This is a genomic window from Croceicoccus gelatinilyticus (genome assembly GCF_018398395.1).
Lineage (GTDB): Bacteria > Pseudomonadota > Alphaproteobacteria > Sphingomonadales > Sphingomonadaceae > Croceicoccus > Croceicoccus gelatinilyticus.
Genome location: NZ_JAHCBF010000002.1, coordinates 523190 through 549310 on the forward strand (window position 1 = coordinate 523190; position 26121 = coordinate 549310).

The 26121-nt window shown below is 63.5% G+C and carries 22 protein-coding genes and 1 tRNA gene; 12 read left to right on the plus strand and 11 right to left on the minus strand.

Going from position 1 to position 26121, the window contains the following annotated elements; translation table 11 throughout:
- Window positions 1–141 precede the first annotated feature (141 nt).
- The 4 genes from KIH45_RS06445 to KIH45_RS06460 are packed head-to-tail and all read left to right on the plus strand — an operon-like array spanning window position 142 to window position 2930.
- On the plus strand, window positions 142–747 hold the full coding sequence (locus tag KIH45_RS06445) for a hypothetical protein (RefSeq protein WP_213175173.1): 606 nt from the start codon (window positions 142–144) through the stop codon (window positions 745–747).
- Window positions 744–1193 carry a DUF4326 domain-containing protein gene (locus KIH45_RS06450; RefSeq protein WP_225899697.1) on the plus strand — a complete coding sequence of 150 codons (450 nt, stop codon included), beginning with the start codon at window positions 744–746 and terminating at the stop codon, window positions 1191–1193. The genes KIH45_RS06445 and KIH45_RS06450 overlap by 4 nt, the downstream gene beginning before the upstream one ends.
- The gene (locus KIH45_RS06455; protein WP_213175175.1) at window positions 1190–1351 is read left to right on the plus strand and encodes a hypothetical protein; all 162 of its coding nucleotides are present in this window, start codon (window positions 1190–1192) and stop codon (window positions 1349–1351) included. Before KIH45_RS06450 ends, KIH45_RS06455 begins: the two co-directional genes overlap by 4 nt.
- Window positions 1323–2930 carry a recombinase family protein gene (locus KIH45_RS06460; protein ID WP_213175176.1) on the plus strand — a complete coding sequence of 536 codons (1608 nt, stop codon included), beginning with the start codon at window positions 1323–1325 and terminating at the stop codon, window positions 2928–2930. Before KIH45_RS06455 ends, KIH45_RS06460 begins: the two co-directional genes overlap by 29 nt.
- Window positions 2931–2933: 3 nt before the next feature.
- Here the strand turns inward: KIH45_RS06460 and KIH45_RS06465 are convergent.
- Window positions 2934–3007, minus strand: a tRNA-Gly gene (locus KIH45_RS06465).
- A 146-nt stretch (window positions 3008–3153) separates the two neighbouring features.
- On the opposite strand from KIH45_RS06465, the gene KIH45_RS06470 reads away from it, so the two are divergent.
- A complete protein-coding gene (locus KIH45_RS06470) occupies window positions 3154–3504 on the plus strand; it encodes a putative quinol monooxygenase (RefSeq protein WP_213175177.1) in 351 nt (116 codons plus the stop codon).
- 90 nt (window positions 3505–3594) lie between these two features.
- Here the strand turns inward: KIH45_RS06470 and KIH45_RS06475 are convergent, their stop codons facing one another.
- The 5 genes from KIH45_RS06475 to lgt all read right to left on the minus strand — a co-directional run bounded on the left by KIH45_RS06475 (window position 3595) and on the right by lgt (window position 8458).
- Window positions 3595–4428 (minus strand): cytochrome c1, encoded by an 834-nt coding sequence (locus KIH45_RS06475; protein WP_213175178.1) that lies wholly within the window; start codon window positions 4426–4428, stop codon window positions 3595–3597.
- Between the two features lie 25 nt (window positions 4429–4453).
- Window positions 4454–5728 carry a cytochrome b gene (locus KIH45_RS06480; protein WP_213175179.1) on the minus strand — a complete coding sequence of 425 codons (1275 nt, stop codon included), beginning with the start codon at window positions 5726–5728 and terminating at the stop codon, window positions 4454–4456.
- Window positions 5729–5740: 12 nt separating this feature from the next.
- Entirely contained in the window at window positions 5741–6310 is a 570-nt protein-coding gene (petA, locus tag KIH45_RS06485) for a ubiquinol-cytochrome c reductase iron-sulfur subunit (RefSeq protein WP_213175180.1), read from the minus strand.
- Between the two features lie 182 nt (window positions 6311–6492).
- A complete protein-coding gene (locus KIH45_RS06490; RefSeq protein WP_225899698.1) occupies window positions 6493–7572 on the minus strand; it encodes a class I SAM-dependent methyltransferase in 1080 nt (359 codons plus the stop codon).
- A 10-nt stretch (window positions 7573–7582) separates the two neighbouring features.
- On the minus strand, window positions 7583–8458 hold the full coding sequence (lgt, locus tag KIH45_RS06495; RefSeq protein ID WP_213175181.1) for a prolipoprotein diacylglyceryl transferase: 876 nt from the start codon (window positions 8456–8458) through the stop codon (window positions 7583–7585).
- Between the two features lie 213 nt (window positions 8459–8671).
- On the opposite strand from lgt, the gene KIH45_RS06500 reads away from it, so the two are divergent.
- Window positions 8672–11413, plus strand: coding sequence for a [protein-PII] uridylyltransferase (locus KIH45_RS06500; RefSeq protein WP_213175182.1), 2742 nt, complete (start codon window positions 8672–8674; stop codon window positions 11411–11413).
- A 122-nt stretch (window positions 11414–11535) separates the two neighbouring features.
- Here KIH45_RS06500 and KIH45_RS06505 read toward each other — a convergent pair whose 3' ends face one another.
- Together KIH45_RS06505 and gltX are read right to left on the minus strand one after the other, a co-directional pair.
- A complete protein-coding gene (locus KIH45_RS06505; protein ID WP_213175183.1) occupies window positions 11536–12417 on the minus strand; it encodes an OmpA family protein in 882 nt (293 codons plus the stop codon).
- Window positions 12418–12988: 571 nt separating this feature from the next.
- Window positions 12989–14320 (minus strand): glutamate--tRNA ligase, encoded by a 1332-nt coding sequence (gene gltX, locus KIH45_RS06510; protein WP_213175184.1) that lies wholly within the window; start codon window positions 14318–14320, stop codon window positions 12989–12991.
- A 245-nt stretch (window positions 14321–14565) separates the two neighbouring features.
- Between gltX and KIH45_RS06515 the strand changes: the two genes are divergently transcribed.
- On the plus strand, window positions 14566–14856 hold the full coding sequence (locus KIH45_RS06515; RefSeq protein ID WP_213175185.1) for a hypothetical protein: 291 nt from the start codon (window positions 14566–14568) through the stop codon (window positions 14854–14856).
- A gap of 5 nt (window positions 14857–14861) precedes the next feature.
- Here KIH45_RS06515 and KIH45_RS06520 read toward each other — a convergent pair whose 3' ends face one another.
- The 3 genes from KIH45_RS06520 to KIH45_RS06530 all read right to left on the minus strand — a co-directional run bounded on the left by KIH45_RS06520 (window position 14862) and on the right by KIH45_RS06530 (window position 17607).
- Complete coding sequence (locus KIH45_RS06520) at window positions 14862–15359, minus strand: hypothetical protein (RefSeq protein ID WP_213175186.1); 498 nt, start codon at window positions 15357–15359, stop codon at window positions 14862–14864.
- Window positions 15356–17017 (minus strand): NAD+ synthase, encoded by a 1662-nt coding sequence (locus KIH45_RS06525; protein WP_213175187.1) that lies wholly within the window; start codon window positions 17015–17017, stop codon window positions 15356–15358. The genes KIH45_RS06520 and KIH45_RS06525 overlap by 4 nt, the downstream gene beginning before the upstream one ends.
- A 227-nt stretch (window positions 17018–17244) precedes the next feature.
- A complete protein-coding gene (locus KIH45_RS06530; RefSeq protein ID WP_213175188.1) occupies window positions 17245–17607 on the minus strand; it encodes a hypothetical protein in 363 nt (120 codons plus the stop codon).
- A 182-nt stretch (window positions 17608–17789) separates the two neighbouring features.
- Between KIH45_RS06530 and KIH45_RS06535 the strand changes: the two genes are divergently transcribed.
- From KIH45_RS06535 to KIH45_RS06555, 5 genes are all read left to right on the plus strand, one after another.
- On the plus strand, window positions 17790–19682 hold the full coding sequence (locus KIH45_RS06535; RefSeq protein ID WP_213175189.1) for a DUF294 nucleotidyltransferase-like domain-containing protein: 1893 nt from the start codon (window positions 17790–17792) through the stop codon (window positions 19680–19682).
- Window positions 19679–20362, plus strand: coding sequence for an exonuclease domain-containing protein (locus KIH45_RS06540; protein WP_213175190.1), 684 nt, complete (start codon window positions 19679–19681; stop codon window positions 20360–20362). The genes KIH45_RS06535 and KIH45_RS06540 overlap by 4 nt, the downstream gene beginning before the upstream one ends.
- Window positions 20363–20494: 132 nt before the next feature.
- Window positions 20495–20767, plus strand: coding sequence for a DUF4212 domain-containing protein (locus KIH45_RS06545; RefSeq protein WP_066766586.1), 273 nt, complete (start codon window positions 20495–20497; stop codon window positions 20765–20767).
- A gap of 10 nt (window positions 20768–20777) precedes the next feature.
- Entirely contained in the window at window positions 20778–22553 is a 1776-nt protein-coding gene (locus KIH45_RS06550) for a sodium:solute symporter family protein (protein ID WP_213175191.1), read from the plus strand.
- A 191-nt stretch (window positions 22554–22744) separates the two neighbouring features.
- Window positions 22745–26104, plus strand: a complete 3360-nt coding sequence (locus KIH45_RS06555; protein ID WP_213175192.1) for a PAS-domain containing protein — start codon at window positions 22745–22747, stop codon at window positions 26102–26104.
- The last annotated feature ends 17 nt before the right edge of the window (window positions 26105–26121 follow it).

A 26121-nucleotide genomic window follows, 5' to 3' on the forward strand; every position in this document is an offset into this window, starting at 1 on the left:
GCCTGATGAAGACGACGGTCTCTGTGAATGCTGCGGCGAAACATGGGACAAATGTCGGAACAACTTCGACTGCGGCATGCTGCCCGATGGCACGTGCACCCTCGCGGGTACCGAAGACTGTGATTGGGAGTGCCCGCACTCATGACCAGCAACACCCGTGGCCCGATGTATCTGATCCGCAAGGCCGGATACTATTATCGCCCCAACTCGCAGGGCTACACGACCGAGATCAGCGCGGCAGGGCTCTACACGCTGGCGGAGGCCGAGCGCATCACGCATCCGAACGGACCTGACGGCCCGCGCGATGAAATGAGCTACGAACTCGCGCCGCCGACGCGCGTGGAAGCTGATCAGGTCGATTACATCAAGCAGCGCATTGCCGAACTGGTCGAGGAAGGCGATGGCTTCTGGCGACCGTGCTCCGGCTGTCAGGAAAGCTGCCAGGGATACGTCAGCACCGAGGACTATCCCTATTCCGAAATATTCCGCTGCCAGCCCGGTGGAGGCTGCGGTGAATGTGGCGGCATTGGCGTCATCTGGGACGATACCGACTACGAGGATTACGCGCGATTCGCGCTGCTCGATGAAACACCCGCCGAAACGATGGTCGATACGCTCGGCGAATTGCGCAGCTACTCCGTCGATCCGGATCATGGCCCGCACAAGATACTCCTGACCTTCGCGAATGACCTAGGTCGGGATCGTTTCATCGGCGCGATTGGCCGACGCACGGGTGAATTCGGATGAACGCCCCCCAACGCATACGTCTCTCCCGCGCGAAGGGCTGGCGCATGCCGGACAACGCGGTGCACGTCGGACGACCGAGCCGATGGGGCAACCCCTTCATCGTCGGCAAACACGGCACCCGCGCCCAGTGCGCCGCGAAGTTCTACCAACTCGCGCGTGGCTTCATCTCGTTTTCCGAAGACATCGACACGGATATCCAGATGACAATGTACCGCCGCCTGCGGCGTCATGCCTCCGATCTGGCGGGCAAAGACCTTGCCTGCTGGTGCGCGCTCGATGGCGGGCCCTGTCACGCGGATATCCTTTTGCTGCTCGCAAACCCCGGTCTCCCCATCCCAGAATGGATGCAAGAGCCCGTCGAACTGGACCGCCCCCGCCTCGGCATGGACGCAAGTTCGGTTGAAAAAGCCAATCGCGCCAAGGCACGCGGGAACCGTCAGCCATGAACGCCCCCGCGCGCATTCCGGCCCCGCAGCCCGACGCCGATCTGGTCGCGCTGGTGCAGGCCCTTGCGCGCGCCGCCGCTGCGCGGGATATAGAGCGCGCGCGATCACGCGCCGGAAGCCGGGAAGCCCATGCGGACCCTGATCTACGCCAGATTTAGTTCGGCGCTGCAAAACAGCCGCTCGATCGACCAGCAAGTCGACGTCTGCCGCGAACGCGCGGACCGCGAAGGCTGGGCCGTCGTCGACGTCTTCACCGACTACGCGGTCAGCGGCGGGGCGGGCATGGCCGAAGGGCAACGCCCCGGTCTCGCCGCCCTGCTGGAACGCGTCGAACAAGGCGATATCGAACAGGTCCTGGTCGACACCTCGTCCCGCATCGCCCGCCACCAGGGCGACGCCCACTCGATCCGCGAACGGCTGAACTACAACGGCGCGCGCCTCTTCACGCTGGGCGATGGAGAGATCGACAGCTTCAAGGGCGCCATCAAGGGCCTGCTCGACGAACAGATGCGGGTAGAGCTGCGCCACAACATCAAGCGCGGGCAGACCGGCACGGTCCGGCAGGGGCGCTCGCCCGCCGGCATCGCCTACGGCTATCGCACCGCCAACCGCATCGACGGCAACGGTCGCCCGATTCGCGGGCTTCGTGTGATCGACGATGAGCAGGCAGAGATTGTTCGCCGCATCTTCACCGAATACGCCTCGGGCACCAGCCCGCGCGCGATCGCGCTGCAACTGAACAAGGAAGGCATCCCCGGCCCGCGCGGCACCCGCTGGCGTGCGACGACTATCCGCCCCGATCGCACGCGCGGGAATGGGATGCTGTCGAACCGGATCTACATCGGCCAACTGGTCCACAACCGCACGTCGAAGGTGATCGATCCGGTGACGCGCAAGACGCGCATCCGCCCGAATCCGGCCAGCGAATGGATCGTCGAACCGGTCGACCATCTGCGCATCATCGACGACGAACTCTGGCAGAAGGTGCAGGACGAGCTGGAATCGAACCGCACCACGATGCCCGATCGCAAGCGCCGGCCGCGCCATTTCCTGTCCGGACTGGGCGAATGCGGCTGCTGCGGCGCGGGCTGGAACGTCAAGTCCGCGAACTTGTGGGGATGCGGCGGCCAGGTCGAAGGCGCGTTGTGCGACAACCGCCGCCAGGTCACGACCGAAAGCTACGAACGCCGCGTGCTCGACGGGCTGGAACGCCGCCTGCTCGATCCTGAACTCGTGTCGATCTACGTGCGCGAATACCACCAGGAATACACGCGACGCGCTGGCGAGACCCGCCGCGAAAGCGCGCGCCTCGAACAGCGCAAGGCCGACGCCGAAAGAAAGGTCGCAAGGCTGGTCTCCGCACTGGCCGAAGGGGGAGAGGAATTTTCCGAGATCCGCGAGGCGCTGCAAAAGGCCCGCACCGAACGCGACAAGGCGACAGCCCAGCTGGCCGAGATCGAGGCGCTACCCGTCGTCGCCCTCCACCCGGGCATTGCAGAACAATACCGGCAACAGGTGACAAAGCTGAACGAGGCGCTGGCCGACCCGAACGCCCGCAAGGAAGCCGGCCAGGTCATCAGGGCCCTGATCGACCGAATCATCCTGACCCCGGCCAAAGAAGGCCGCGGCGTCGACATCGAAGTGAAGGGAAAACTGGCCTCGATCGTGGCACTGGCCAGAGGCGAACCCGCCCCGTCAGAAGCCCCAGAACCTGAGAAGCGCAGACACCAACTGTAAAGATGGAGCGGGTAAGGGGAATCGAACCCCTCTAGCTAGCTTGGAAGGCTAGAGCATTACCACTATGCTATACCCGCTCACCAAGTGCGGGGTTGCGCTTGCCACTGCTCGGCCCGTTTCGTCAACGCCTTCTTGCATGGCCACCTTCCCTTTCCGCCAGTTTTCTCCGGCCCCCTTTCAGGGCTAGCCATGCCGTTCACGCAAAAGAACGGAGAACGGAGAGATGCAGGTAATCGTCGCGGGCTGGATCCGCATGGAGAGCGAGGCCGCGCCCACGCTGCTGAGCGCACAGGGACACATCGATGCCGCGCTCGCCGAGAAGGGGTGCATCGCCTACGAATGGGCGGTCTATCCGGGCAAGACCGACACGATCTTCGTGTTCGAGCAGTGGGAGACGATCGAGGACCTGCTCGCCCACCTCAACGACGAACCTTATTTCGCGATGGGCGGGCACCTTGAGAGCGCCGGGATCGCCGGCGCCGAAGTGCTCTGTCATTCGGTTACCGGCAGTCAGAACATCTACGGCAACGACGGCCTGATCGCGGAAGAGATCTTCGGCATCCGTACCCGCTGACACGCGCCAAAGCGTTAAGGGCAATCGGGCAAAGAAAAAGGTCCGCCGGTTCGATCCGGCGGCCCTTTTCGTGTTCGCTTATCGGGAAGCTCAGTGCTTCTCGTTCCGCCAGACGTTGCGGTAGGCAAGGTATGCCAGGACCGTCGCGATCAGGAGGAAGAGCACGACCGGCCAGCCCGTCGCGTGGCGCTTGGCGAGCGTGGGCTCTGCCGTCCACACGAGGAACGCGGCAAGATCCTGCGACATCGAGTCGAGATCGTTGGGCGACCCGTCGTCGAAGTCCACCTGCCCGTCCATAAGCGGCTGCGCCATGGCGAGGTTCAGGTTCGGGAAGTACGGGTTGTAGTGCAGCCCGTCCGGAGTCTTCGCCTCGGGGAATTCCTCGAGCAGTTCCGCAGGCTGTTCCTGGTAACCGGTCAGCAGCGAGTAGACATAGGCGTCACCGTTGTGGCGGGCCTTGGCCATCAGCGAAAGATCAGGCGGGATCGCGTTGTTGTTGGCAGCGCGAGCGGCGACGTCGTTCGGGTACGGCTTCGGGAAGTAATCGGTCGGCAGGGCGGCACGCATGGTGTCTTCGCCCGTCACCGGATCGATACCCGGAACCATCCAGGTCGCGGCTTCTGCCTTAACCTGTGCTTCGGTGTAGCCCAGCTGCTCCAAGTCGCGGAAAGCGACGTGGCGCAGCGAGTGACATGCCGAGCAGACTTCCTTGTAGACCTTGTAGCCACGCTGGACCTGCTGGAGGTCGAAGTGGCCGAAGGGGCCGTCGCTGGCAAGGTGCAGCGCCTTGGGGTGTTCGTGGAACACGTGTTCGGCCGTTTCGACCTTGGGCTCGCTCGCCCAGGTGAAGAAGCCGACCGCGAGACTCACGAGGAGCCAGCCGCTGAAGAAGATGCCGACGAGGATGCCGATAAGACGGACCATTTGTCTGTTTCCCTATTCCGGCCGGTTATTCGGCTGCCGCTTCGCCGTTCTTGGCGAGCACAGCGTCAGTGATGGAGTTCGGCAGAGGCTTGGTCTTCTCGATCATCGACACGATGGGCAGGATGATCAGGAAGTGCGCGAAGTAGTACGCGGCGGCCAGCTGGCTGAACATGACGTAGGGTTCTTCAGCCGGTGCGCCGCCCAGGTAGAACAGCGCAGCCATGCAGGGCACGAAACCGAACCAGATGAACTTGCGCAGCAGCGGGCGGTAGCGGGCCGAGCGAACCGGCGACGTGTCGAGCCAGGGCAGGAAGAACCAGACCAGGATGGCTGCGAACATCGCGAGCACGCCGAGCAGCTTGGCGGGCACGAAGAAGAAGTCGAACGTGAAGGCGCGCAGGATCGCGTAGAACGGCCAGAAGTACCATTCCGGAACGATGTGCGCCGGCGTCGAGAGCGGGTTTGCCGGGATGTAGTTGTCCGGGTGACCCAGCGCGTTCGGCATGAAGAACACGAACGCGGTGTAGATCACGAGGAACGCGGCAAGCCCGAAGCCGTCCTTCGCGGTGTAGTAGGGGTGGAACGGAACCGTGTCCGATTCCTGCTTCACTTCGACGCCGGTCGGGTTCGACGAACCCGGGATGTGCAGCGCCCAGATGTGGAGGATGACCACGCCCAGGATCACGAAGGGCAGCAGGAAGTGCAGCGAGAAGAAGCGGTTCAGCGCGGCGTTGTCAGGGGCGAAACCGCCGAGCAGCCAGACCTGGAGCGGTTCGCCGACCAGCGGGATCGCGCCGAACAGGCCGGTGATGACCTTGGCACCCCAGAAGGACATCTGGCCCCACGGCAGGACGTAGCCCATGAAGGCGGTGGCCATCATGAGAAGGAAGATCACGACGCCCAGCAGCCAGATCATTTCGCGCGGCGCCTTGTACGACGAGAACAGGAATCCGCGGAAGATGTGGGTGTAGACCACAACGAAGAACGCGGACGCGCCGTTCGCGTGGGCGTAACGCATCATCCAGCCCCAGTTGACGTCGCGCATGATGTGCTCGGTCGAATCGAATGCGACCAGCGCGTTGGGCGCGTAGTGCATGGCAAGGATGATGCCGGTGACGATCTGGATCATCAGGCAGAAGCCGGCGAGGACGCCGAAGTTCCACCAGTAATTCAGGTTACGCGGGACCGGGTAGCCGGCGCCGATCGCGTTGTAGACGAAACGGGGAAGCGGCAGCTTCTCGTCCATCCACTTCATAAGCGGGTTGGTCGGCTGGTAGTGGTTCGCCCAGGGGAAGCTCATCGTCTCTTATCCTCAGCCGACTTTGACAGTGGTGTCGGAAGTGTACTCATACTCCGGAACCTCGAGGTTCGTCGGAGCGGGACCCTTACGAATGCGTGCGGCGGTGTCGTAGTGCGAACCGTGGCACGGGCAGAAGTAGCCGCCAAATTCGCCCTTCACTTCGCCTTCGCCAGCGCCCAGCGGCACACAACCGAGGTGGGTGCACACGCCCATCGTGATGAGCATGTCCTCATGACCTTCCTTGGTCATTTCGGCGAGCGTCTTGGGATCGCGCAGCGAGCCCACGTCGACGGCATTGGCCGCGGCGATCTCCTTTTCCGTCAGGCGGCGCACGAAAAGCGGCTGCTTGCGGAAGACGGCCTTCACAGCCTGGCCGGGCTGGATCGCGGAGATGTCGACTTCGGTCGAGCTTTCGGCGAGCACGTCCTTGGACGGCGCCATCTGGCTGATCAGCGGGTAGAGGGTCGCAAGCGCGCCCACGCCGCCGAAGCTTACCGCAGCGATTTCGATGAAGTCGCGGCGACGAACACCACCTTCATCGCCATCCGCAACCGCGGTGTTGTCGATCGTAGCCTCTGCCATGCGTGGCCATCCCTGATCTGGCCGCCCGGCTGATTACCGGGCAGGAAGGTTTTCAGACTTTCCGGAAAGCTGCCCGCCTCCGGACCCGAACGGAATCGTGACAGCACGAGGCAATTCGCCCCGCACAGGACCCGTCTTGGCGCGCCTCATAGACACGGTGCGCGAAATTTCCAACAGGCATTTTACGCTGTTTCCGCAGCTGCGAAGCCTGCACCTTCGGGCCATGCCGGACTGCGAAGGGCGATAACCTTGAACAGATCGCCCATCTGATCGGGGTCTACGAGGCGTTTCAGCGCCTCCAGAACGTCGCCCGCAAGCGACGGATTCGCCCGCGCCAACGCGCCTGCGCGCTGCCCGATGCCCAGTGCCATCAGGAACGCGCCCTGCCCGCTCATGCCCGTAACCGTAAGCCCTCCGGCCTGCCCCGCTTCTCCCAATGCTGCGAAATCGACGTGGGCGGTAAGGTCCGCAGTTCCCGGCGCCGCAAACGGATCGGCGCGTTCGTGGCGGGCGACGGCCTGGAAGGTCGATCCGGTGCGCGGTGCAAGGTGGCCATAGTCGATCGCGAGAATCGCCCCGCCCTGCCGTGCGACCCGTTCGGACAGTTCGCGCATTATCGCCGATGCGGCGGGGCAGGTTTCGACCACAGTGCCTTCCGCGCTGTCCCGAAGATGGGCGGGAACTGCCGCGTCCATCGGCTTGTCGCCCGGGGCGGGAACGAATCGGTCATCGGCAAGTGCCACGGTCATTTCGCGCCAACCATCTGCCGTGCGGACAAGCTGCCTGATGGGCAGCGCGTCGAAGAATTCGTTGGCGACGACCAGAAGCGGGCGGTCCTCTGGCAGGGTCGAGACATCGTCGTGGAACTGCGCGCCTGCCAAGAGGTCGCCCTGTGCGCCGCGCAAGGCGGGCGATCCTTCGACAAGGTGCACGCGCGGCACACCGCCCGTCATGCCCAGCACGCGCAGCGCATCGCGCGCCAGCGTCCCGCGCCCGGGGCCAAGTTCTACATAAGCCGCAGCCGAGGCATCGGGCAGCCCCGCCGCCACCGCCCTTGCCCGCGTGTCGGCCAGCCAGCCGCCGATCATCTCGCCGAACATCTGGCTGATTTCCGGCGCGGTGATGAAATCGCCCGCAGCGCCCAGCGGATCACGCGCGCTGTAATAGTGCGCGTTCGCCTCTGCCATGTACTGCGCGAGCGGGATCGGCCCGAAATTGCGAATCAGGTCTGCGAAATGGTCCGAAAGGTCGCGCCGTGCCATTCCCGCCCCCTCAGGCCGGGTCGGCGACCGGAGCTTTCGCCTGCTGGCCGATGGCGGGCCGCGTCAGCGACCAGATCACGATGCCGACACCGATGGCGATCATCGGCAGGGTGAGCCACTGGCCCATCGACAGCCCGGTATTGGCCGCAAATTCGGCCAGTTGCTCGTCCGGTTCGCGGAAGAACTCGACCGTGAAGCGGCCGAGCGCGATCCCTGCGGTGAATACGCCGACAAGAAAGCCCGGGCGATAGCGCGCCCGCGTCAGCCAGAAGAGCGAGAGCATGATGATGATCATGACAAGACCTTCCAGCGCCGCTTCGTAAAGCTGGCTGGGGTGGCGCGGCATCGGTCCGCCGCGCGGAAACACCATACCCCACGCGACATCGGTGGGGCGGCCCCACAATTCGCCGTTGATGAAGTTCGCGATGCGCCCGAACAGCATCCCGAACGCGACGTTGACCGAGATATAGTCGCACATGCGGATGAAATTGAGCTTGTTGCGCCACGCGACCCACGCGATCGCCAGCAACACGCCCATCACGCCGCCATGGAAGCTCATTCCCCCGTTCCACAGCTGCACCAGCTGGTCCGGATTGGCCCAGAGCGAGGGTTCGTAGAACGTGGCATAACCAATGCGCCCGCCAAGGATGATGCCCAGCGTACACCAGAAGAACAGGTCTTCGGCATGGCGCTGCGCCATCGGGGCGCCGGGCTGCTTCAGCATGCGCGTCAGGTGCCAGTAACCGACGACGATGCCGGCCAGATAGGCCAGCGAATAATAGCGCAGCGTGAAGAAGCCGAGGTCGATTCCCGGCCTCAGGCCAAGGTCTGCCCAGTGGATCGGGGCGTTCGCCGTCTCGGCGGCGGCAGCAAGCAATTCAAGCAATCGACTAAACTTTCCGTCTGGGCCGAAGGGAACCCCGGCGCGTCGGCGCGCTTTTGGCACAGGGAGCGATGGGATGGTAGGGGGCTGAACAAAGGTCGCCGCGTTACGCAAACTGCCAGTTACCCTGCCCTGTTTTCTTGTGCCGTAACGCTGCCCATATAAGACATACGAAAACGGCGCGCGGACCTGCCGCGCGTGAAGGAAGGACCTGACTTGCCCGCACCGCGTATCCCGAACCAGCGTGCCATCATCGACCGCCGCCGCGTCGTCGCTAAACTCGACGCGCTGGTCGAGGACATGGACAGCTTCGACCGCAAGCCGATCGTCAAGCTACTGCGCGGCGCGCTCGATACCGGCCGCGCGGAAATCGCCGACAGGTTGGTGGAAGAGCCCGCTGCCGGTCACAAGGCAGCCGCGGCACAATCCTTCCTGATCGACCAGCTGGTCCGCATCATCCACGACCACGTCATTACCCACGTCTATCCGCTGGCCAACCGTTCCAGTGGCGAACGCCTCGCCATCCTGGCCGTCGGCGGATACGGGCGCGGCGAAATGGCGCCGCAGTCCGACGTCGACATCGGCTTCATCACGCCGATGAAGAACACCGCGTGGTGCGAGCAGGTGGCAGAGGCCATGCTCTACTACTTGTGGGACCTTGGCCTTAAAGTCGGCCATTCCAGCCGCACGCTGGACGACATGGTCCGCATGGCCAAGCAGGACCTGACGATCCGCACCGCCCTGCTGGAGGCCCGCTTCCTGTGGGGCGATCAGGATCTTTACGACGAGGCGCGTGACCGGTTCTGGAAGGAAGTCGTCAAGGGGACGGAACGCCAGTTCGTCGCCGACAAGCTGGAAGAACGCGATGCGCGCCACAAGCGCATGGGCGATTCGCGCTATGTCGTCGAACCCAACGTGAAAGAGGGCAAGGGCGGGCTTCGCGACCTCCACACGCTCTACTGGATCGGCAAGTACATCCACCGCGTGCAGAGCGCGTCGGAACTGGTCGGCGCAGGGCTGCTGTCGCAATCCGAATACCGCGCCTTCCGCCGGGCGGAGAACTTCTTCCTCGCCGTGCGCTGCCACATGCACATGATCACCGGGCGTGAGGAAGACCGCCTGACTTTCGACCTTCAGCGCGAAGTGTCGGAGCGGATGAACTTCGTCGACCGCCCGGGCAAGAGCGCGGTCGAACGCTTCATGCGGTTCTATTTCCTGCAGGCAAAGCGCGTCGGATCGCTGACGGGCGTGTTCCTGGCGCAGCTGGACGAACAGTTCGCCAAGCGGGCCAGCCGCAACCTGATTTCGCGCCTGCGCGACCGCAAGCGCACGATCAAGGGGTTCGAGATTTCGGGCGGGCGGATCAACATCCCCAACGACACCTTCTTCCAGAAGGACCCGAAGCGGATGGTCGAAATCTTTACCCTCGCCAATCACGAAGGGGTCGAAGTCCATCCCGAGGCGATGCGTGCCGCCGACCGCGATGCCGTGCTGATCGACCGGACCGTGCGCAACGATGCCAAGGCGAACGCGCTTTTCCTCGATCTGCTGGCCAGTCACGACAATCCCGAACTGGCCCTGCGCTGGATGAACGAGGCAGGCGTTTTCGGCCGCATCATGCCCGAGTTCGGCCGGGTCGTCGCGCAGATGCAGTTCGACATGTACCACCACTACACGGTGGACGAGCACACGATCCGCGCCATTGGCACGCTCGCCCGGATCGAGAGCGGGGAGATGAACGACACGCACCCGCTGTCGACGGAGTTGCTGCCCAAGCTAAAGCACCGCCGCGCGCTCTATGTCGCGACGCTGATGCACGACATCGCCAAGGGCCGCGGGGGCAATCACTCGGTCCTTGGCGCGGAACTGGCAGAAAAGGTCTGCCCGCGCCTCGGCCTTGACGAGACGGAGACCGAACTGGTCGCATGGCTGGTACGCCACCACCTGTTGATGAGCGCCACTGCGTTCAAGCGCGATCTTGCCGATCACAAGACGATCATCGACTTTGTCGAAGTAGTCCAGTCGATGGAGCGCCTGCGCCAGCTTCTTATCCTGACCGTTGTCGACATCGGCGCGGTGGGACCGGGCACTTGGAACAGCTGGAAGGGGCAGCTTCTCACCGACCTTTACTACGCGGCCGAAGAACGCATCCGGCTGGGCCACAAGGTTCATGGCCGCGACAAGCGGATCGAGATCAAAAAGCAGCTCGTCACCGACATCCTCGAAGACGGCGGTGCACTGGTCGAAAAGTTCGGCAAGACGATGCAGCCGTCCTACTGGATTGCCGAGGCCGAGGACGTCATCGCCTCGAACCTTCGCCAGATGGACGCGATGGGCAAACAGCCGCTGTCGATCGACACGCAGTACTATGCCGCGCGCGGCGCAACGCTGGTGACCGCCATGGCCGCCGACCACCCGGGCCTTTTTTCGCGCATCTGCGGTGCGATCCACCTTGCCGGCGGCAACATCATCGATGCGCGCATCCACACGACCCGCAATGGCCTCGCGGTCGACAACTTCCTTGTGCAGGACCCGCTGGGCCGCCCCTTCATGGAAGAAGGGCAGATGCAGCGGCTGGTGAAGGGGATCGAGGACGCGCTGGCGAACAAGGTGAAGCTGGTGCCGCAACTGGCCGCCCGCCCCACCGCGCGCACCCGCGCCCATGCCTTCGACGTGCGCCCACGCGTCAATTTTGACAACGAGGCTTCGAACAAGTTCACTGTCGTAGAGGTAAACGCCCGCGACCGTCCGGCCCTGCTGAACCGCCTGTCCCGCGCGCTGTTCGAGGCAAAGACGATCGTGAATTCGGCCCACATCACCCATTATGGCGAGCGTGCGGCCGATACGTTCTATGTAACCGACCTCTTGGGCGACAAGATTGCCAGCGAGAGCCGTTTGAAGACGCTTGAAAAGAAGCTTCTCGAAGCGGTCGAGGCGACGGAAGAAGCGGCTAGCTAAGACCCGCCAGAACCAGAAACGAAAACGGGGCGGGACGGACAGGCAAAAACCTGTCGCATCCCGCCCCGTTTCTTATCGGGCGTCATGCCTTGGGGCAGGCACGTGGCCTGCCCCGGCAATCCTTAAAGGCCGTCGAGACCCTTGCTGACCAGAACGTTGACCGCGACGCGGCGGTTCTGCGCCTTGCCGTATTCGGTTTCGTTGTCGGCGGCCGGATCGGCTTCCGACATGCCCGTCGGCGTCAGCATGCGATAGGGCTTCCAGCCGCAGGCCTGCTGCAGGTAGTTCACCACGCGGCCAGCACGCTTCTCGCTCAGTTCCTGGTTGTAGTCCTGGCTACCGTCGGAATCGGTGTAACCGACGACCAGCAGCAGGGCGTTGTCCATGCCTTCGGCCTGGTTCGCGGCGGTGCACAGCTCGTTTTCGGCTTCGGCCGACAGGTTCCAGCGGCCGGTGTCGAAGTAGACGTTCGTGGTCGACTTGATGTTGTACTTGTCGATGTCACCCATGCGGCCACGCAGGGCTTCGGTCGCGGCTTCGTTCTGGGCAAAGCGCTGGTCGGTGCCGTTGAAGATCATCGCTGCGGTTTCGAGATCGTCGTTGCTGAAACGGATCTCGTCGGCGACCAGCACGTTGGCGTACTGCATCGTCTTCACCTTGACCGGCAGGCCGTTGAACAGCGACGAAGCTGCACGGTCCTTGCTCGACAGGCCGAGGAAGCCGCCCTTGCTCTTGATGTCGGTTTCGTCATCGATGGTGACGACGGTGCGGGTGCCATCCGAAGCGGTAACCTGCATACGATCACCGGCGCGGGCGGAAATGATGCCTTCGACCTCGGGGCCTTCGGTCATTTCGGCGCGGCTGGGAAGGCGGTCGGCATTAACGGTCGCAAGGACGCTGTTCGCCGACGGATCATTGACCTGCTGGGCGAATGCGCCGGTGGCCGGAACGGCCAGGGTGGCTGCAAGCAGCAGGGCCTTCGAAGTCATGGAAACCGATTTCATCAACATACTCCTTGAATTGTTCGGCCCGGGACACCGCTTTTGTGGTGACACTGTGCCATCGTCCCCTGATGGCTTTCGGGCTTTCGAAAAATTTACCCCTCTAAAAAAGGCGTGCGGCGGCGGGCCACACGTGAACGCAAGGCGATGCCTGTTCACCCCGCCCTTGCTGGCGCATTAACAATTCCCGTTAGCCATGCGGTTTAGCTGCTAACGAGAGCGCATTGTGCGACGAACCGTTGAACGTGTCGCCACAAAAAAGCCATTTTCCCACGGTCGTTTGCCACATTTCTTGCCCGTGGAGCTGGTTCGAAGCGGGATTCGCTGCCCTTTTTGGGGTCGGATTCGCCCGCATGGGAGGGCTTAATAGATGGCTGTCCTACAGGCGCAGAGGACGCCATGATGCGGGCGGCTCTTTAAATTCGTGATGTTTTTCCGGCTCGGCGCATAAAGTGTCACCCAGCGGCATGGCGCCGCGGGCCGCAGATTTCGGCGGTTTTTGACAGGATACGGCAGGGTGACAGGGTGTCACCTTTGTCACCCGCGGCATTCCCGCGCGTTGGTTTTCCGGCGGTCAGGCCGCAGAGCGCAGCCTTGCGACAGCCCGTTCCTTGCCGATCAGCGGCAGCAGCGTGTTCATGTCCGGCCCGTGGTCCATTCCGGTCAACGCCTGTCGCAGAGGCAGGAACAGCGCCTTGCCCTTACGGCCCGTGCTGTCCTTGAGCGTGTTGGTCAGCGTCTTCCACGCCGCCTCGTCCCACTGCATCGCCTCGGCAGCATCGGCGGCCGCGGCGATGAAGGCGCGGTCGTCGGTGGTCATCTGGGGCGGCGTCACATCGCCTGCGATGACTTGCCACCACTCGTGCGCCTCGCTCGCCTTTTCGAGGTTCGGGCGAACGGCCAGCCACGCGGCCTCATCCATGCCTTCGGGCAGAAGCCCCGCCACGTCCGCGTATTCCATCTGGTGCACGATCTGGGCATTGAGCCGCAGCAGTTCCGCCTCGTCGAAACGGGCCGGGGCCCGGCCGAAAGTCGCAAGGTCGAACCCTTTGGCCAGTGCCGCCATCGACGGTTCGGCGACGATCGGCTGCGAAGTGCCGATGCGGGCGAGCAGCGAGTTGATCGCCATCGGCTCAAGCCCCTGTTCGCGGAATTGTTCGACACCCATCGAGCCGAGCCGCTTCGACAGCTTGCCCTCGCTTCCGGTCAGAAGCGCCTCGTGCGCAAAGCGCGGCGGGGTGGCGCCAAGCGCGGTGAACATCTGCAACTGGACCGCGGTGTTCGAAACGTGGTCCTCGCCGCGCAGCACGTCGGTCACGCCCATGGCAATGTCGTCGACCGCGCTTGGCAGCATATAGAGCCACGAACCGTCGGCGCGGCGGATGACGGGGTCGGACAGGCGGTCGCCCTCGAACTTTTGGGGCCCGCGAATGCCGTCGTCCCAGACGATGGGTTCGTCACGGTCGATCAGGAAGCGCCAGTGCGGGGCGATGCCTTCTGACTCTTTCGCGGCGTGGTCTGCCTCGGTCAGGTTCAGCGCAGCACGGTCGTAGATAGGGGGCAGGCCCCGGCCCAGCAGGACCTTGCGGCGAAGTTCCAGTTCCTGCGAAGTCTCATAGCAGCGATAGACGCGGCCCGATGCCTTCAGGGTCTCGAACGCCTCTTCGTAAAGCGGCAGGCGCTGCGACTGGCGCTCCTCGCCGTCCACGGTCAGGCCAAGCCAGCCAAGATCCTTGCGGATCGCCTCGACATATTCCTCTTTGGAACGTTCGGCATCGGTATCGTCGATGCGCAGCAGGAAGCGCCCGCCCGCGGCCTTGGCCAGCAGGAAGTTATGCAGCGCCGTGCGAATATTGCCGACGTGAAGAAAGCCCGTAGGCGAAGGAGCGAAGCGCGTAATCGTCATGGCGCCCGCTATAGTGTCCGAAACCGATGGGAAAAGACCCGAGTTCTCAAAGGCGCGATGATACGTTTGGTTAATTCTGGATGAATGTCACTTGTCGCACCTCATGCTGCGCAGCATAATGACCGAAACAAGGCAGGCCGGACACCTGCCTTCGGACACAATAAATATAAGAGGTGCGGATGCTTGGAACGACACAGGTCCGGTGGTGCCCCCGCTGCAGGACATGGGGCAAGGCGACGCGGATCATGCGCGATCCCTCGCGCGCTTTCGTCGCGAACTACGAAACCGGTGCGGTGCCCTTCGACTATGTCCGCGAAGGATACCAGTTCCAGACATGCGACGAATCGCACACGACCACGCGCATCACCAGCTGCAAGCCGGAATACGTCTGGTCAGCGAAGAACGTCCTGGCCAAGCTCTACTCGCTGGATGAAGACATGCGCCGCAAGCGCGCGATCCCGCTTTCGTGGGAAGGCCACCTCGAACTGTCAGATTGGTCCGAGGCGATGACCCCGCGCACCGCCGTGCGGCACTGATAGGGTTACTGGCTGAACAACGTTACCGAGTGACTGCCGCCCGAGATACGGATGCCGTTTTCTGGCGTCCGGCGCACTTCGCTGGCCGTATCGATTGCGGTGACCATCGCGGCGGTTTGTGGTGGTAGCGGTGCCGCACAGGGCAGCGGTTTCGGCGCGATGTCGATTGTGATCGCAGGGGTTCGCCGGGTCGTGATCTTGTCAGCCTCGTGCGTGTAATTCCACGCGATCTGCTGGCAATTGTCGAACTCGATCCGGTCCTGCCCGATGGATATGGCAACACCGTAATCGGCCTCGAACGGTTCGCCGTCGATACCCGCCAGCCGCCACTCGCCCTGAACGGTTTCAGGCCAGGGGTCGGCAGGTTCGGGAAATTCCTCGATGATGCGTCCCTCGACCGCCGCGCGGGGATCGCTCATCGGATGCTCACGCTCTTCCGGTTCGGGAAGCGCGGGACCGCAGGCAGCAAGGCCCGCGCAAGTGAGAAGCGCGAGCGCCCTCACCCCGAACGGAACCGGTGGGTGATCGGGTAACGCCGGTCGCGCCCGAAATTGCGCGCACCCAGCTTCACGCCCGGAGGCGCCTGCCGCCGCTTGTATTCAGCAACGTGCAACAGCCGTTCGATCCGCGCCACCGTGTCGCGGTCGAAGCCTTCGCCGACAAGCTGGTCGACGCTCTTCTCATGCTCCACCAGTCCCAGCAGGATGCCGTCTAAGACATCGTAGGGCGGCAGCGAATCGCTGTCCTTCTGGTCCGGGCGCAGTTCCGCGCTTGGCGGCTTGTCGATGATGTTCTGCGGAATGACGGGCCCGGACGGACCAAGCCCGATCTTCGGCTTGTGCTTGTTGCGCCATTCCGAAATGCGGAACACCGTCGTCTTGTAAGCATCCTTCAGCGGGTTGTAGCCGCCCGACATATCACCATAGATCGTGGCGTACCCGACGCTCATCTCGCTCTTGTTGCCGGTCGTGACCAGCATCGGGCCGAACTTGTTCGACAGAGCCATCAGCGTCACGCCGCGGATGCGCGACTGGATGTTTTCCTCGGTGATGTCGACGGTCATGTCGGCGAAATCGTCAGCCAGCATCTCGTCGAAACCGGCGACGGCGGGCTGGATCGGGATAGTGGACAGCCGGCACCCGATCATCTTCGCGCACTCGGCCGCATCGTCCAGGCTTTCCTGGCTGGTGAAGCGGCTGGGCAGCATGACGCACCAGACGCGATCCGGCCCCAATGCATCGGCGGCAATCGCGGCGCAGATCGCGCTGTCGATACCGCCCGACAGGCCCAGCACGATGCCGGGAAAGCCGTTCTTGTCGACATAGTCGCGCAGGCCCACGACCATCGCGCAGTAGATATCCTCGGGGTGGTCGGCCAGCCGGTGCAGCGCGCCGGGCACGCAAGACCAGCCGTTCTTGCCCTTGATCCAACGGGTCGTGACCTCGACCTCTTCCCAGTCGGGAAGCTGCGCAGCCAGTGTGCCGTCGCCATTGATGACAAAACTTGCCCCGTCGAAGGCCAGTTCGTCCTGACCGCCCACGCGGTTGAGGTAGGCCATCGGGACGCCGGTATCGATCGCGCGGCGCTTGGCCACGCCTTCGATGCGCAGGACGTCCTTTTCGATTTCGTAGGGGCTGCCGTTGACGCAGACGAAGATCTGCGCGCCCTGTTCGGCCAAGTGGCGGCAGACGGCGGGGTGCCAGATATCCTCACAAATCGGCAGGCCCAGCATGACGCCGCGGAAAAGGACCGGATCGGGCAGGTCGCCGGGGCTGAACAGGCGGGCCTCGTCAAACGTGCCGTAGTTCGGCAGTTCGTGCTTGAACCGCGTCGCGGTAATCCGCCCACCGTCGAGCAGCGCAACACCGTTGTGCAGCGCGCCGTCACGGACAAAGACCGAGCCGACCAGCATGGCGGGCCCGTCTTTCTCCGTTGCCTTGACCAGCCGGTCCAGTTCAGCCGCTGCCCTTTCGATCAGGGCCGGCTTCTGGACCAGGTCCTCGGGCGGATATCCGATCAGGTTCATTTCGGGAAAGACGACGAGATCGCTTTCCATCTTTGCTGCCCGTTCGCGCGCGGCCAACATGGCATCGGCGTTGGCAGTGATGTCCCCGACCAGCTGGTTGCACTGGACAAGCGTGATTGCGAGCGTTTCGGTCATGGAAAGGCGAACGATTTTCCGTTGCGGGGCGCGATGGCCGGCCAAGTGATTACATCGGCTGGGCTAGCGCAAATCTCGCGGTTGCAACAGGGGTTTTGGCATCCCGGTTCAGGGTAACGGGCCGGTTCAGGGTAACGGGCCGGTTCAGGGTAACGGGCCGGTTCAGGGTAACGGGCCGGTTCGGGGCAACGGGCGGATCCGGGCAACAACCGGATCGGCAAGCCGCGCTAAAGCTGCGGCCCCCGTTCCATCAGGCGGGCCATCCGCTCCTGCAAGGGCTTGTCGATTTCCTTGCGCAGGTGATCGAGCACCACGGGGCGCAGCGGCGCGCGATAGGATACGCCGACGAACGCACCGTTTTTCCAGCGCACGTCGACAACCATCGGCCCGACATCTTCCAGCATCATGTGAAACACGTCGCCCGGCTCGCACGTGATGGCGTGATCGCGAATGCGGCATCCGGTTTCGGAAAATTCGACGATCGATATGACACGACCGGCAAAGGGCCCGGACTGGATGCGTCCGAAGGCCATGCCGCGCCAGCGTTCTTGCGAACGCACATCGTGCGCCGAAAGACGCTCGTATGCCATGCCCCTGACCCCTTTGGAAAAATCCCTCGGCACGAGGGTATACGCAAATTACGTAATTGCGAGGAAATTGTGCAGTCGCACAACAGTTCACGGCGATTGTCACCGACCTTAAGGCGGCTTCTCGACCTAAGTCGCAGTGGCACCATGCTTTATGCAGGAGTAGCATCGGCCCCAGACAAGCCATGCAGGATGCGCCCGAAACCCTCGAGATCGCCGAATTCCTTCGGCAGCACCCGCCCTTCGGCGGCCTGTCGGATGCAGAACTGGCCGCGCTGATCCGCGCACTGGAAGTGCGGTATTACCGGCGCGGATCGACGATCACCTCGGCCGGGGACGAGAACGAGTGGTTTTCCATCGTCCGTTCCGGCGCGGTGGAACTTCGGCTGGGCGGCAGCGATCTCAACGCGCGGTTGGGTGAAGGTGGGTGCTTCGGCTATCCCTCGCTGCTGCGCGACGGCTGCGCACAGAACGAAGCGATCGCGCTTGAAGATTCGCTCGTCTACCGGATCGCCAAACCCGCTTTCCTAGAGACCATACGCATTCACCCCGAATTCCGCGCGTTTTTCGAAATTGATGAAGCCGCCCGCCTGCGCCGCGCCGTGGACCGGATGCGACAGATCGGTGCGGCCAGCGAAGGGGCGGCCGACACGCTGGGCGCCCATGCCGCGATCGGATCGCTGGTGCGCCGCACGGGGGTCGTGACCGGCGGACCGGACATGACCGTCTGCGAAGCTGCGCGCCTGATGACGCAGGAAGACGTGTCCACCCTTCCCATATGCGGCGATGGCAAGCTGGTAGGCATCGTCACCGACAAGGATTTGCGCCGTCGCGTGCTGGGCGTGGGGCTGGATCTGTCGAGCCCGGTCAGCGCGATCATGACCAGGGATCCGGTCACTGCCGTTCCCGACACACCGATCCTGACCGCGCTGATCACGATGGCGGAGCGGCACATCCATCACTTGCCGATCATGAACCCCGCAGGGGACGTGATCGCCATCGTGTCATCGAACGACATCCTTTCGCAGCTAGGCTCGAACGCACTGCACATTGCCAAGGCGGTTTCGGTGTCGGCGGATTCGGGACAAGTCGCCGATGCGACCTCGCAGCTTCCGCAAGCGCTGACCGGGCTGGTCGCGGCGGGCGTCGATGCCGATCATGTCTCACGCTATGTCTCGACCATCGGCGAAGGCGCGCATCGCCGCTTGCTGAAACTGGGCGAGGAAAAGCTGGGCCCTCCGCCAGTGCCTTATGCGCTGGTTTGCTTCGGCTCGCTGGCCAGGGCGGAACAGGCGCTGGGATCGGACCAGGACAATGGCTTCGTCTTTGGCGATGGCTACGACGCCGCGCTGCACGATGCCTATTTCGCCGAACTTGCCCGCCACTTGTGCGACGGTCTGAACGCTGCTGGTTATCGCTATTGCCCCGGCAATATCATGGCGACCAATCCGACCTATCGCCGCACGGCCGGCGAATGGGCCGAAATCTTCAAGGGCTGGATCGAAAGCCCCGATCCGCAGGCGGTGCTGGAAAGTACGATCTTTTTCGACATGCGCGCTCTGGCGGGTGAGAAATCGCTGGTCGAAGGGCTGCGACAGGAAGTCTTCGCCGCGGCTGCAAAAAACGGGATTTTCCTGTCCTTCATCGCCCGCGCCGCCGCGACGACGCGGGTGCCGCTGGGCTTCTTCCGCAACTTCCTGCTGCAGGACGATGCCGATGAAGGCCGCGTCCTCGACCTCAAGACACAGGCCATCGCACCCATCGTCGATATCGCGCGCACCCATGCACTGGCAAAGAAACTGGTCGCGACCAATACGACGGAGCGTCTGTCCGGCGCTGCCGACAGCGAATCGCTGCCCCGCGACGCGGCGCGCGATCTTGCCGCCTGTTTCGAATTCGTGCGCGACGTACGTTTCCGCCACCAGGCCGAACAGATCGCGCGCGGCGAGCTGCCCTCGAACAAGCTTGATCCCGCCAGCCTCTCCCGCTTTGATCGGGAGCATCTGCGCGACGCCTTCAAGCTGATCCGCGACCAGCTGGAAAAGCTGCGCAGCCAGTTCGCGGGCGGAGTCACATGATGGTGCCGCCCTTTGCCGCGTGGCGCTTTTCACGCCGGTTCGAAGCCGCCCGCAAGGCCGCGCCCGAAGGCCCCTTGCGTGACTTCTACGAGGCCGGGCACCCCGCCTTCGCAACGCCGGTTGAGGATCTCGACATGATCGCGATCGATCTGGAGACCGACGGCCTAGACTTCGATCATAGCGCGCTGCTGGAAGCAGGGTTCGTCGCCATGCGCCACGACCGCGTCTTCGCCGGAACCGGCAAACGCATCCGCATCCGCCCACCTGCCGCCCTGTCGGAAGCCAGCGTCGTCATCCACCGCATCACCGACGAGGCGCTGAAGGACGCGCTGGACGAGGAAGCGGCCTTGGCCAAGCTACTGCCGATGCTGGCGGGCAAAGTCCTCGTCGCGCACTTCGCGGAGATCGAGACCGGCTTCCTCGATGCGGCATGCAGGCGGGTTTACGATGCGCCCTTCGTCGCGCCTTTTGTGTGCACGATGGCGCTGGAGAATCGCTGGTTTCCAAGGACACGCGCGGCAGACGGATTGCGCCTTGCCAAATTGCGCGCGCAGTACGGATTGCCGGCCTATCGCGGGCATGACGGGCTGGTCGATGCGCTGGCCTGCGGCGAGCTGCTGATCGCCCAGCTCGCGGCCCGGAACAGCAGGCCGACACTGGGCGATATCCTGCGCCGTTAGGAAGCTGTCCAAGGCCTTCAACACCCATACGACTAATGTCGCGCGTGTGCGTTCTGACGCCCCTCTATAACGTTTCAACGTCCGCATAGACGGTTTGCGGTCTTACAACGACCACAGGAGGGGAGGACAGCCATGTCCGATGAAACACCCGATACGTCCGCATCGGCGGGGGCGTACTGGAAAAAGAATATCCGCCTGCTCATCACACTGATGGCCATCTGGTTCATCGTGTCGTTCGGTTTCGGCATTCTGCTACGCGATTTCCTTGACCAGTTCATGCTCGGCGGCTTCCCGCTCGGCTTCTGGTTTGCGCAACAGGGTTCGATCTACGTCTTCATTCTCCTCGTGTTCTACTACGCGTGGAAAGTGAAGAAGATCGAACGCGAATACGATCTCGACGACTGAGGAGGGGCAGATGTCTACACAGAACCTGATCTATCTCTTCGTCGGCATCAGCTTCGCGCTGTACATCGGCATCGCCATCTGGACGCGTGCCGGTTCAACGAAGGAATTCTACGTGGCCGGTGGCGGTGTCCACCCGGTCGTCAACGGCATGGCAACGGCGGCCGACTGGATGAGCGCCGCTTCGTTCATTTCCATGGCCGGTCTCATCGCCTTCATGGGCTATGACGGTTCGGTCTATCTCATGGGTTGGACCGGCGGTTACGTCGTGCTCGCCCTCCTGCTTGCGCCATATCTGCGCAAGTTTGGCCAGTTCACGGTGCCCGACTTCATCGGCACGCGCTACTATTCCAAGGTTGCGCGCACGGTGGCGGTGATCTGCCTGATCTTCATCAGCTTCACCTACATCGCCGGCCAGATGCGCGGCGTCGGTATCGTGTTCTCGCGCTTCCTCGACGTTTCGGTCGAACTGGGCGTGATCATCGGCATGTGCATCGTGTTCGTCTACGCCGTGCTCGGCGGCATGAAGGGCATCACCTATACCCAGGTGGCGCAGTACTGCGTGCTCATCTTCGCCTACATGGTCCCGGCGTTCTTCATCTCGATGCTGGTCACCGGCAACCCGATCCCGCAGCTGGGCCTGGGTTCGACGGTGAACGACGGGTCGGGGATGTACGTGCTGCAAAAGCTCGATTCCTCGCTGCAGGCGATGGGCTTTGCCGAATACACCGCCAGCTCGAAGTCGATGATCGACGTGTTCTGCATCACCGCCGCACTGATGATCGGTACGGCTGGCCTGCCCCACGTTATCGTTCGCTTCTTCACCGTTCCCAAGGCTTCGGACGCCCGTCGTTCGGCCGGCTGGGCGCTGATCTTCATCGCGCTGCTTTACACCACGGCCCCCGCGGTCGCGGCGTTCGCTCGCCTGAACTTCAACGACACGGTCAACCAGACCGCCTATTCGGAAGCTCCGGGCTGGTTCAAGAACTGGGAAAAGAACAACCTCATCGCCTTCCAGGACAAGAACGGCGACGGCGTGATGCAGGTTGCTTCGGGTAACGCCTTTGCAGGTTCGCCCGAATACACCGGCGAAACCGGCCCGAGCGGTGAGCGTCTGCTTGCCAACGCGCCGGATGAAACCAGCACCAACGAAGTCTACGTCGACCGCGACATCATGGTTCTTGCGAACCCTGAAATCGCGAACCTGCCCGGTTGGGTCATCGCTCTCGTCGCTGCCGGTGGTCTTGCCGCTGCGCTTTCGACGGCAGCAGGTCTGTTGCTGGTGATCTCCACGGCGGTCAGCCATGACCTCCTGAAGTCCACGTTCAAGCCGGACATCTCGGAGAAGGGCGAGCTGCTTGCAGCCCGCGTCGCGGCAACCTGCGCCATCGTGGTCGCCGGTATCCTCGGCATCTATCCTCCGGGCTGGGTTGCCCAGGTCGTGGCCTTCGCCTTCGGTCTTGCCGCAGCCTCGCTGTTCCCGGCGATCTTCATGGGCATCTTCTCCAAGAAGATGAACAAGGAAGGTGCGATTGCGGGCATGGTCACCGGTCTCGTGTTCACGTTCTGCTACATCGCTTACTTCAAGCTGCTGAACCCGGACGCGAACAACGCCGCAAACTGGCTGTTCGGCATCTCGCCGGAAGGCATCGGCGTGATCGGCATGATCCTGAACTTCATCGTCGCCATCGTGGTCATGAAGATGACTGCGCCGGCCCCGGCAGAGATCGGTCGCCTCGTCGAATCGATCCGCGTGCCGCGCGGTGCAGGAGAAGCGCGCGCCCACTAAGGCGAAAGCGCAAAAAGGCTCCCCCCTCCTGGGGGTCCCTCGGCGGGGGCGGCAGCATCGGCTGTCGTCCCCGTCATCATTTGGCCCGTCATCATTTTCGGCCCGTCATCATTTTCGGCCCGCTATTTGTGCGCGGCGAACTTTGCCCTAGAACCCCAATCTTCGGATCGAGAGGACCTGCCGGAAAGCCCATGTCGCTGCTCGTCATGCCCATGCTCGCGGTGCTCTATGGGGCGCTGCTGTTCCTTGTCGCGCACCTTGGCGACGACGACCGCATGGCCGAGTTCGCAGGCCGTCACAAACGCACGATCTTCGGGCTGAGCCTCGCGGTCTATTGCACAAGCTGGACGTTCTACGGCGCGGTAGGCACCGCGGCGACGGGCGGCTGGCAGTTCGTGCCGATCTACCTTGGCCCGGTGCTGATGTTCACCGTCTTCGGCAGCTTCGTCGCCCGCGTGCTGCAAACCGGCAAGGCGCAGCATTCGACCTCGATCGCCGACTTCCTGTCAGCCCGATATGGCAAAAGCGCGTGGGTCGCCGCGATGGTCACGATCATCGCCCTTTTCGGCGCCCTGCCCTACATGGCGCTTCAATTGAAATCGGTCAGCCAGACGATGACCGCGCTTTCGCCCGAACTGATGGGCCTGCTGCGGGGCGAAGAAGTGGCGATCACGGTCGCTGCGGCCATGGCCGCCTTTGCCATGCTGTTCGGTACGGGCCGGATCGACCTGACCCAGCAAAACCGCGGCGTCGTCATCGCAATCGCGTTTGAGGCGGTGGTGAAGCTCGTCGCCCTCGTCACGATGGCGGTCTTCGCCTTCGTGCTGCTGACCCAGCGCGTGCCCGATGGCGAAGTGACGCGGGCGCTGGAAGCCTCGTTCTCGACCACGCAGCTCGACGCGCGCTTCATCGTCATGACCTTCCTTGGCGCGATGGCGATCCTGTGCCTGCCGCGCCAGTTCCACATGCTGGTTGTCGAAGCGAGGGAGAGCCGCCTTGTCGGCACGGCGCGCTGGCTGTTCCCCGCTTATCTTGTGGTCGTCTGCCTCTGCGTCCTGCCGGTCATGATCGCGGGCAAGGCGCTGCTTCCCTCAACCTTATCTGCCGATATGCACATGCTGCATCTGCCGATGACGTTCGGGGCGGACTGGCTGGCATTGCTCGCCTTCATCGGTGGATTTTCCGCGGCGACCGGCATGATCATCGTTACCAGCATCGCGCTGTCGAGCATGATCACCAATGACCTCATCGTGCCGATCTTCTTCCGCAGCCAGATCAGGCGGCGGGGCGAACACCAGATGATCGGCAACGCGCTGATCAATGTGCGCCGTCTCGTCATCGCGCTGCTATTGGCGCTCGCCTACGCCTATCACCGCTCTGTCGGCAGCGGGGCAACGCTTGCCGGGCTTGGCGAGATCGCCTTTGCCGGTGCCGCCCAGTTCGCGCCGGGACTGTTGCTCGGCTTCTTCTGGCGCAAGGCGAACCGCGCAGGCATGATCGCGGGGCTGACCGGTGGTTTCGCCATGTGGCTTATGCTGCTCGCAATGCCGGTCTTCGGGCCGGAAATCGTGCCGCCCGTCGTCGGGTCCGACCCGCTGGTTTCGGGCGTGGTCCTGTCTCTGTCAGCCAACATGCTGCTTTTCGTGGTGTTCAGCGTCGCGGCAGAGCCGAACCTGCTGGACCGGGTGCAGTCGGTCGCCTTCATCGACCAGTCGGAGGCCGACCTTGGCCGCTCGCGCATTGCCACCAACACCCGCGTCGCCGACTTTCGCCTGCTGCTCGAACAGTTCATGGGCGCCAGCACAGCGCGCGACGCGTTGAACCGCCTGCGCCTCGTCACCGCCCGCCCCTATCACGACGCGGACGAACCGGACGACCAGTTGATCGACATGGCCGAACGCATGATCAGCTCGATCATCGGCAGTTCGTCCGCCCGTGCGCTGGTCCAGTCGACGCTGGAGGGTGAGCCCGTCAGCATCGAGCATGTCGTCGCCATGTTCGACGAAACGAGCCAGCGCCTGCAGTTTGGCTCCGACCTGCTGCAGATCGCGATCGAGAATATCGACCAGGGTATTTCCGTGGTCGATGCCGAACAGCGTCTGGTGGCGTGGAACAACCGCTATCGTACGATGTTCGATCTGCCGACCGAACTGGTCGAAGTGGGCCGCCCGATTGCCGAGATGATCCGCTTCAATATGCGGCAGATGGGCCACGACGAAGCCGCGACCGAGCACGAGGTGAACAAGCGCCTGCACCACTTGCGCGCTGGCCGCCGCCATTCCACCGAACGCGAACTGCCCGATGGCCGCGTGCTGCGCATCCTTGGCAATGCCGCGCCCGGCGGCGGTTACGTTACCAGCTACACCGACATCACCGCCGACCGCGAGGCCGAGGCTGCGCTTGAGGCCAAAGTGCGCGAACGCACCCAGCAGTTGGTGGAGGCGAACCGAGCGCTGGAATCGGCAACGAAGTCCAAGACCCGCTTCCTGGCCGCGGCAAGCCACGATCTCGTGCAGCCGATGAACGCCGCGCGCCTTTTCGCAAGCGCCTTGTCGGAAGAAATCGGACCGAAGCGCGCGCAAGAATCTGCACTTCTGGCCCAGATCGACAGGTCCATCGAAACGGCAGACCGCCTGCTGCGCGCCCTGCTCGACATTTCGCGCCTCGACGGCGGCAAGGCGCAGGTAGAGCCCGAACGCTTCTCGCTCGACACCGTCTTTGCCGAGATCGAGAACGAATTCGCGCTTCAGGCCGAGGCCAAGGGACTGGGCCTTATCGTGCGCCGCTCCGGCCTATGGGTCAGGACAGACCGCGGATTGTTCATTTCGGTTCTGCAAAACCTCGTCACCAATGCCGTACGCTACACCGACGAAGGCCGGATTCTCGTCGCGGCGCGCAAGCGCGGCGACATGGCCGAGATTGTCGTCGCCGATCAGGGCCGCGGCATCGCCGAAGAAGACGTGCCCCGCATCTTCGAGGAATTCACCCGCCTTGGCGAACGCAAGAGCGATGAAGGCCTTGGACTGGGCCTCGCCATCGTGCGCCGCATCGCGGCCATGCTGGGCACAGAGGTGAAGACGCGGTCGATTGTCGGGCGCGGCACTTCATTCCGCTTCAGCCTGCCGCTGGTCGAACCGGGTGAAATTGCCCCGCCCGTGAGCAAGGCGCGCACGCCCGCGCCCGCCGCGAACCGCCGCGAAGTGGTGTGCATCGACAACGATACGGGCGGTTTGGGTGCGGTGACCGCGCTGCTCGAACGGTGGGGTTTCGAGGTTCACGCCGCCACTGGCCCCGAAGGCATCGATCTTGCCAACGCGCCGGATCTCTTGCTGCTCGATTACCGGCTCGACGACGACCTAACCGGTGACGTCGCTTACGACCGGCTATGTGCAAAATGGGGCACGCGCCCGCCAGCGATCCTGCTGACGGCGGAAGATACGGCGGAAACCAAGGCCGCGGCGGAGCGCATCGGGGCGAGCCGCATGATCAAGCCGCCCTCGCCCCCGGCCTTGCGCGCGCTCATCAATGCGCGCCTGACGGAGATTGCCTGACCGGGACGCAACGTTGC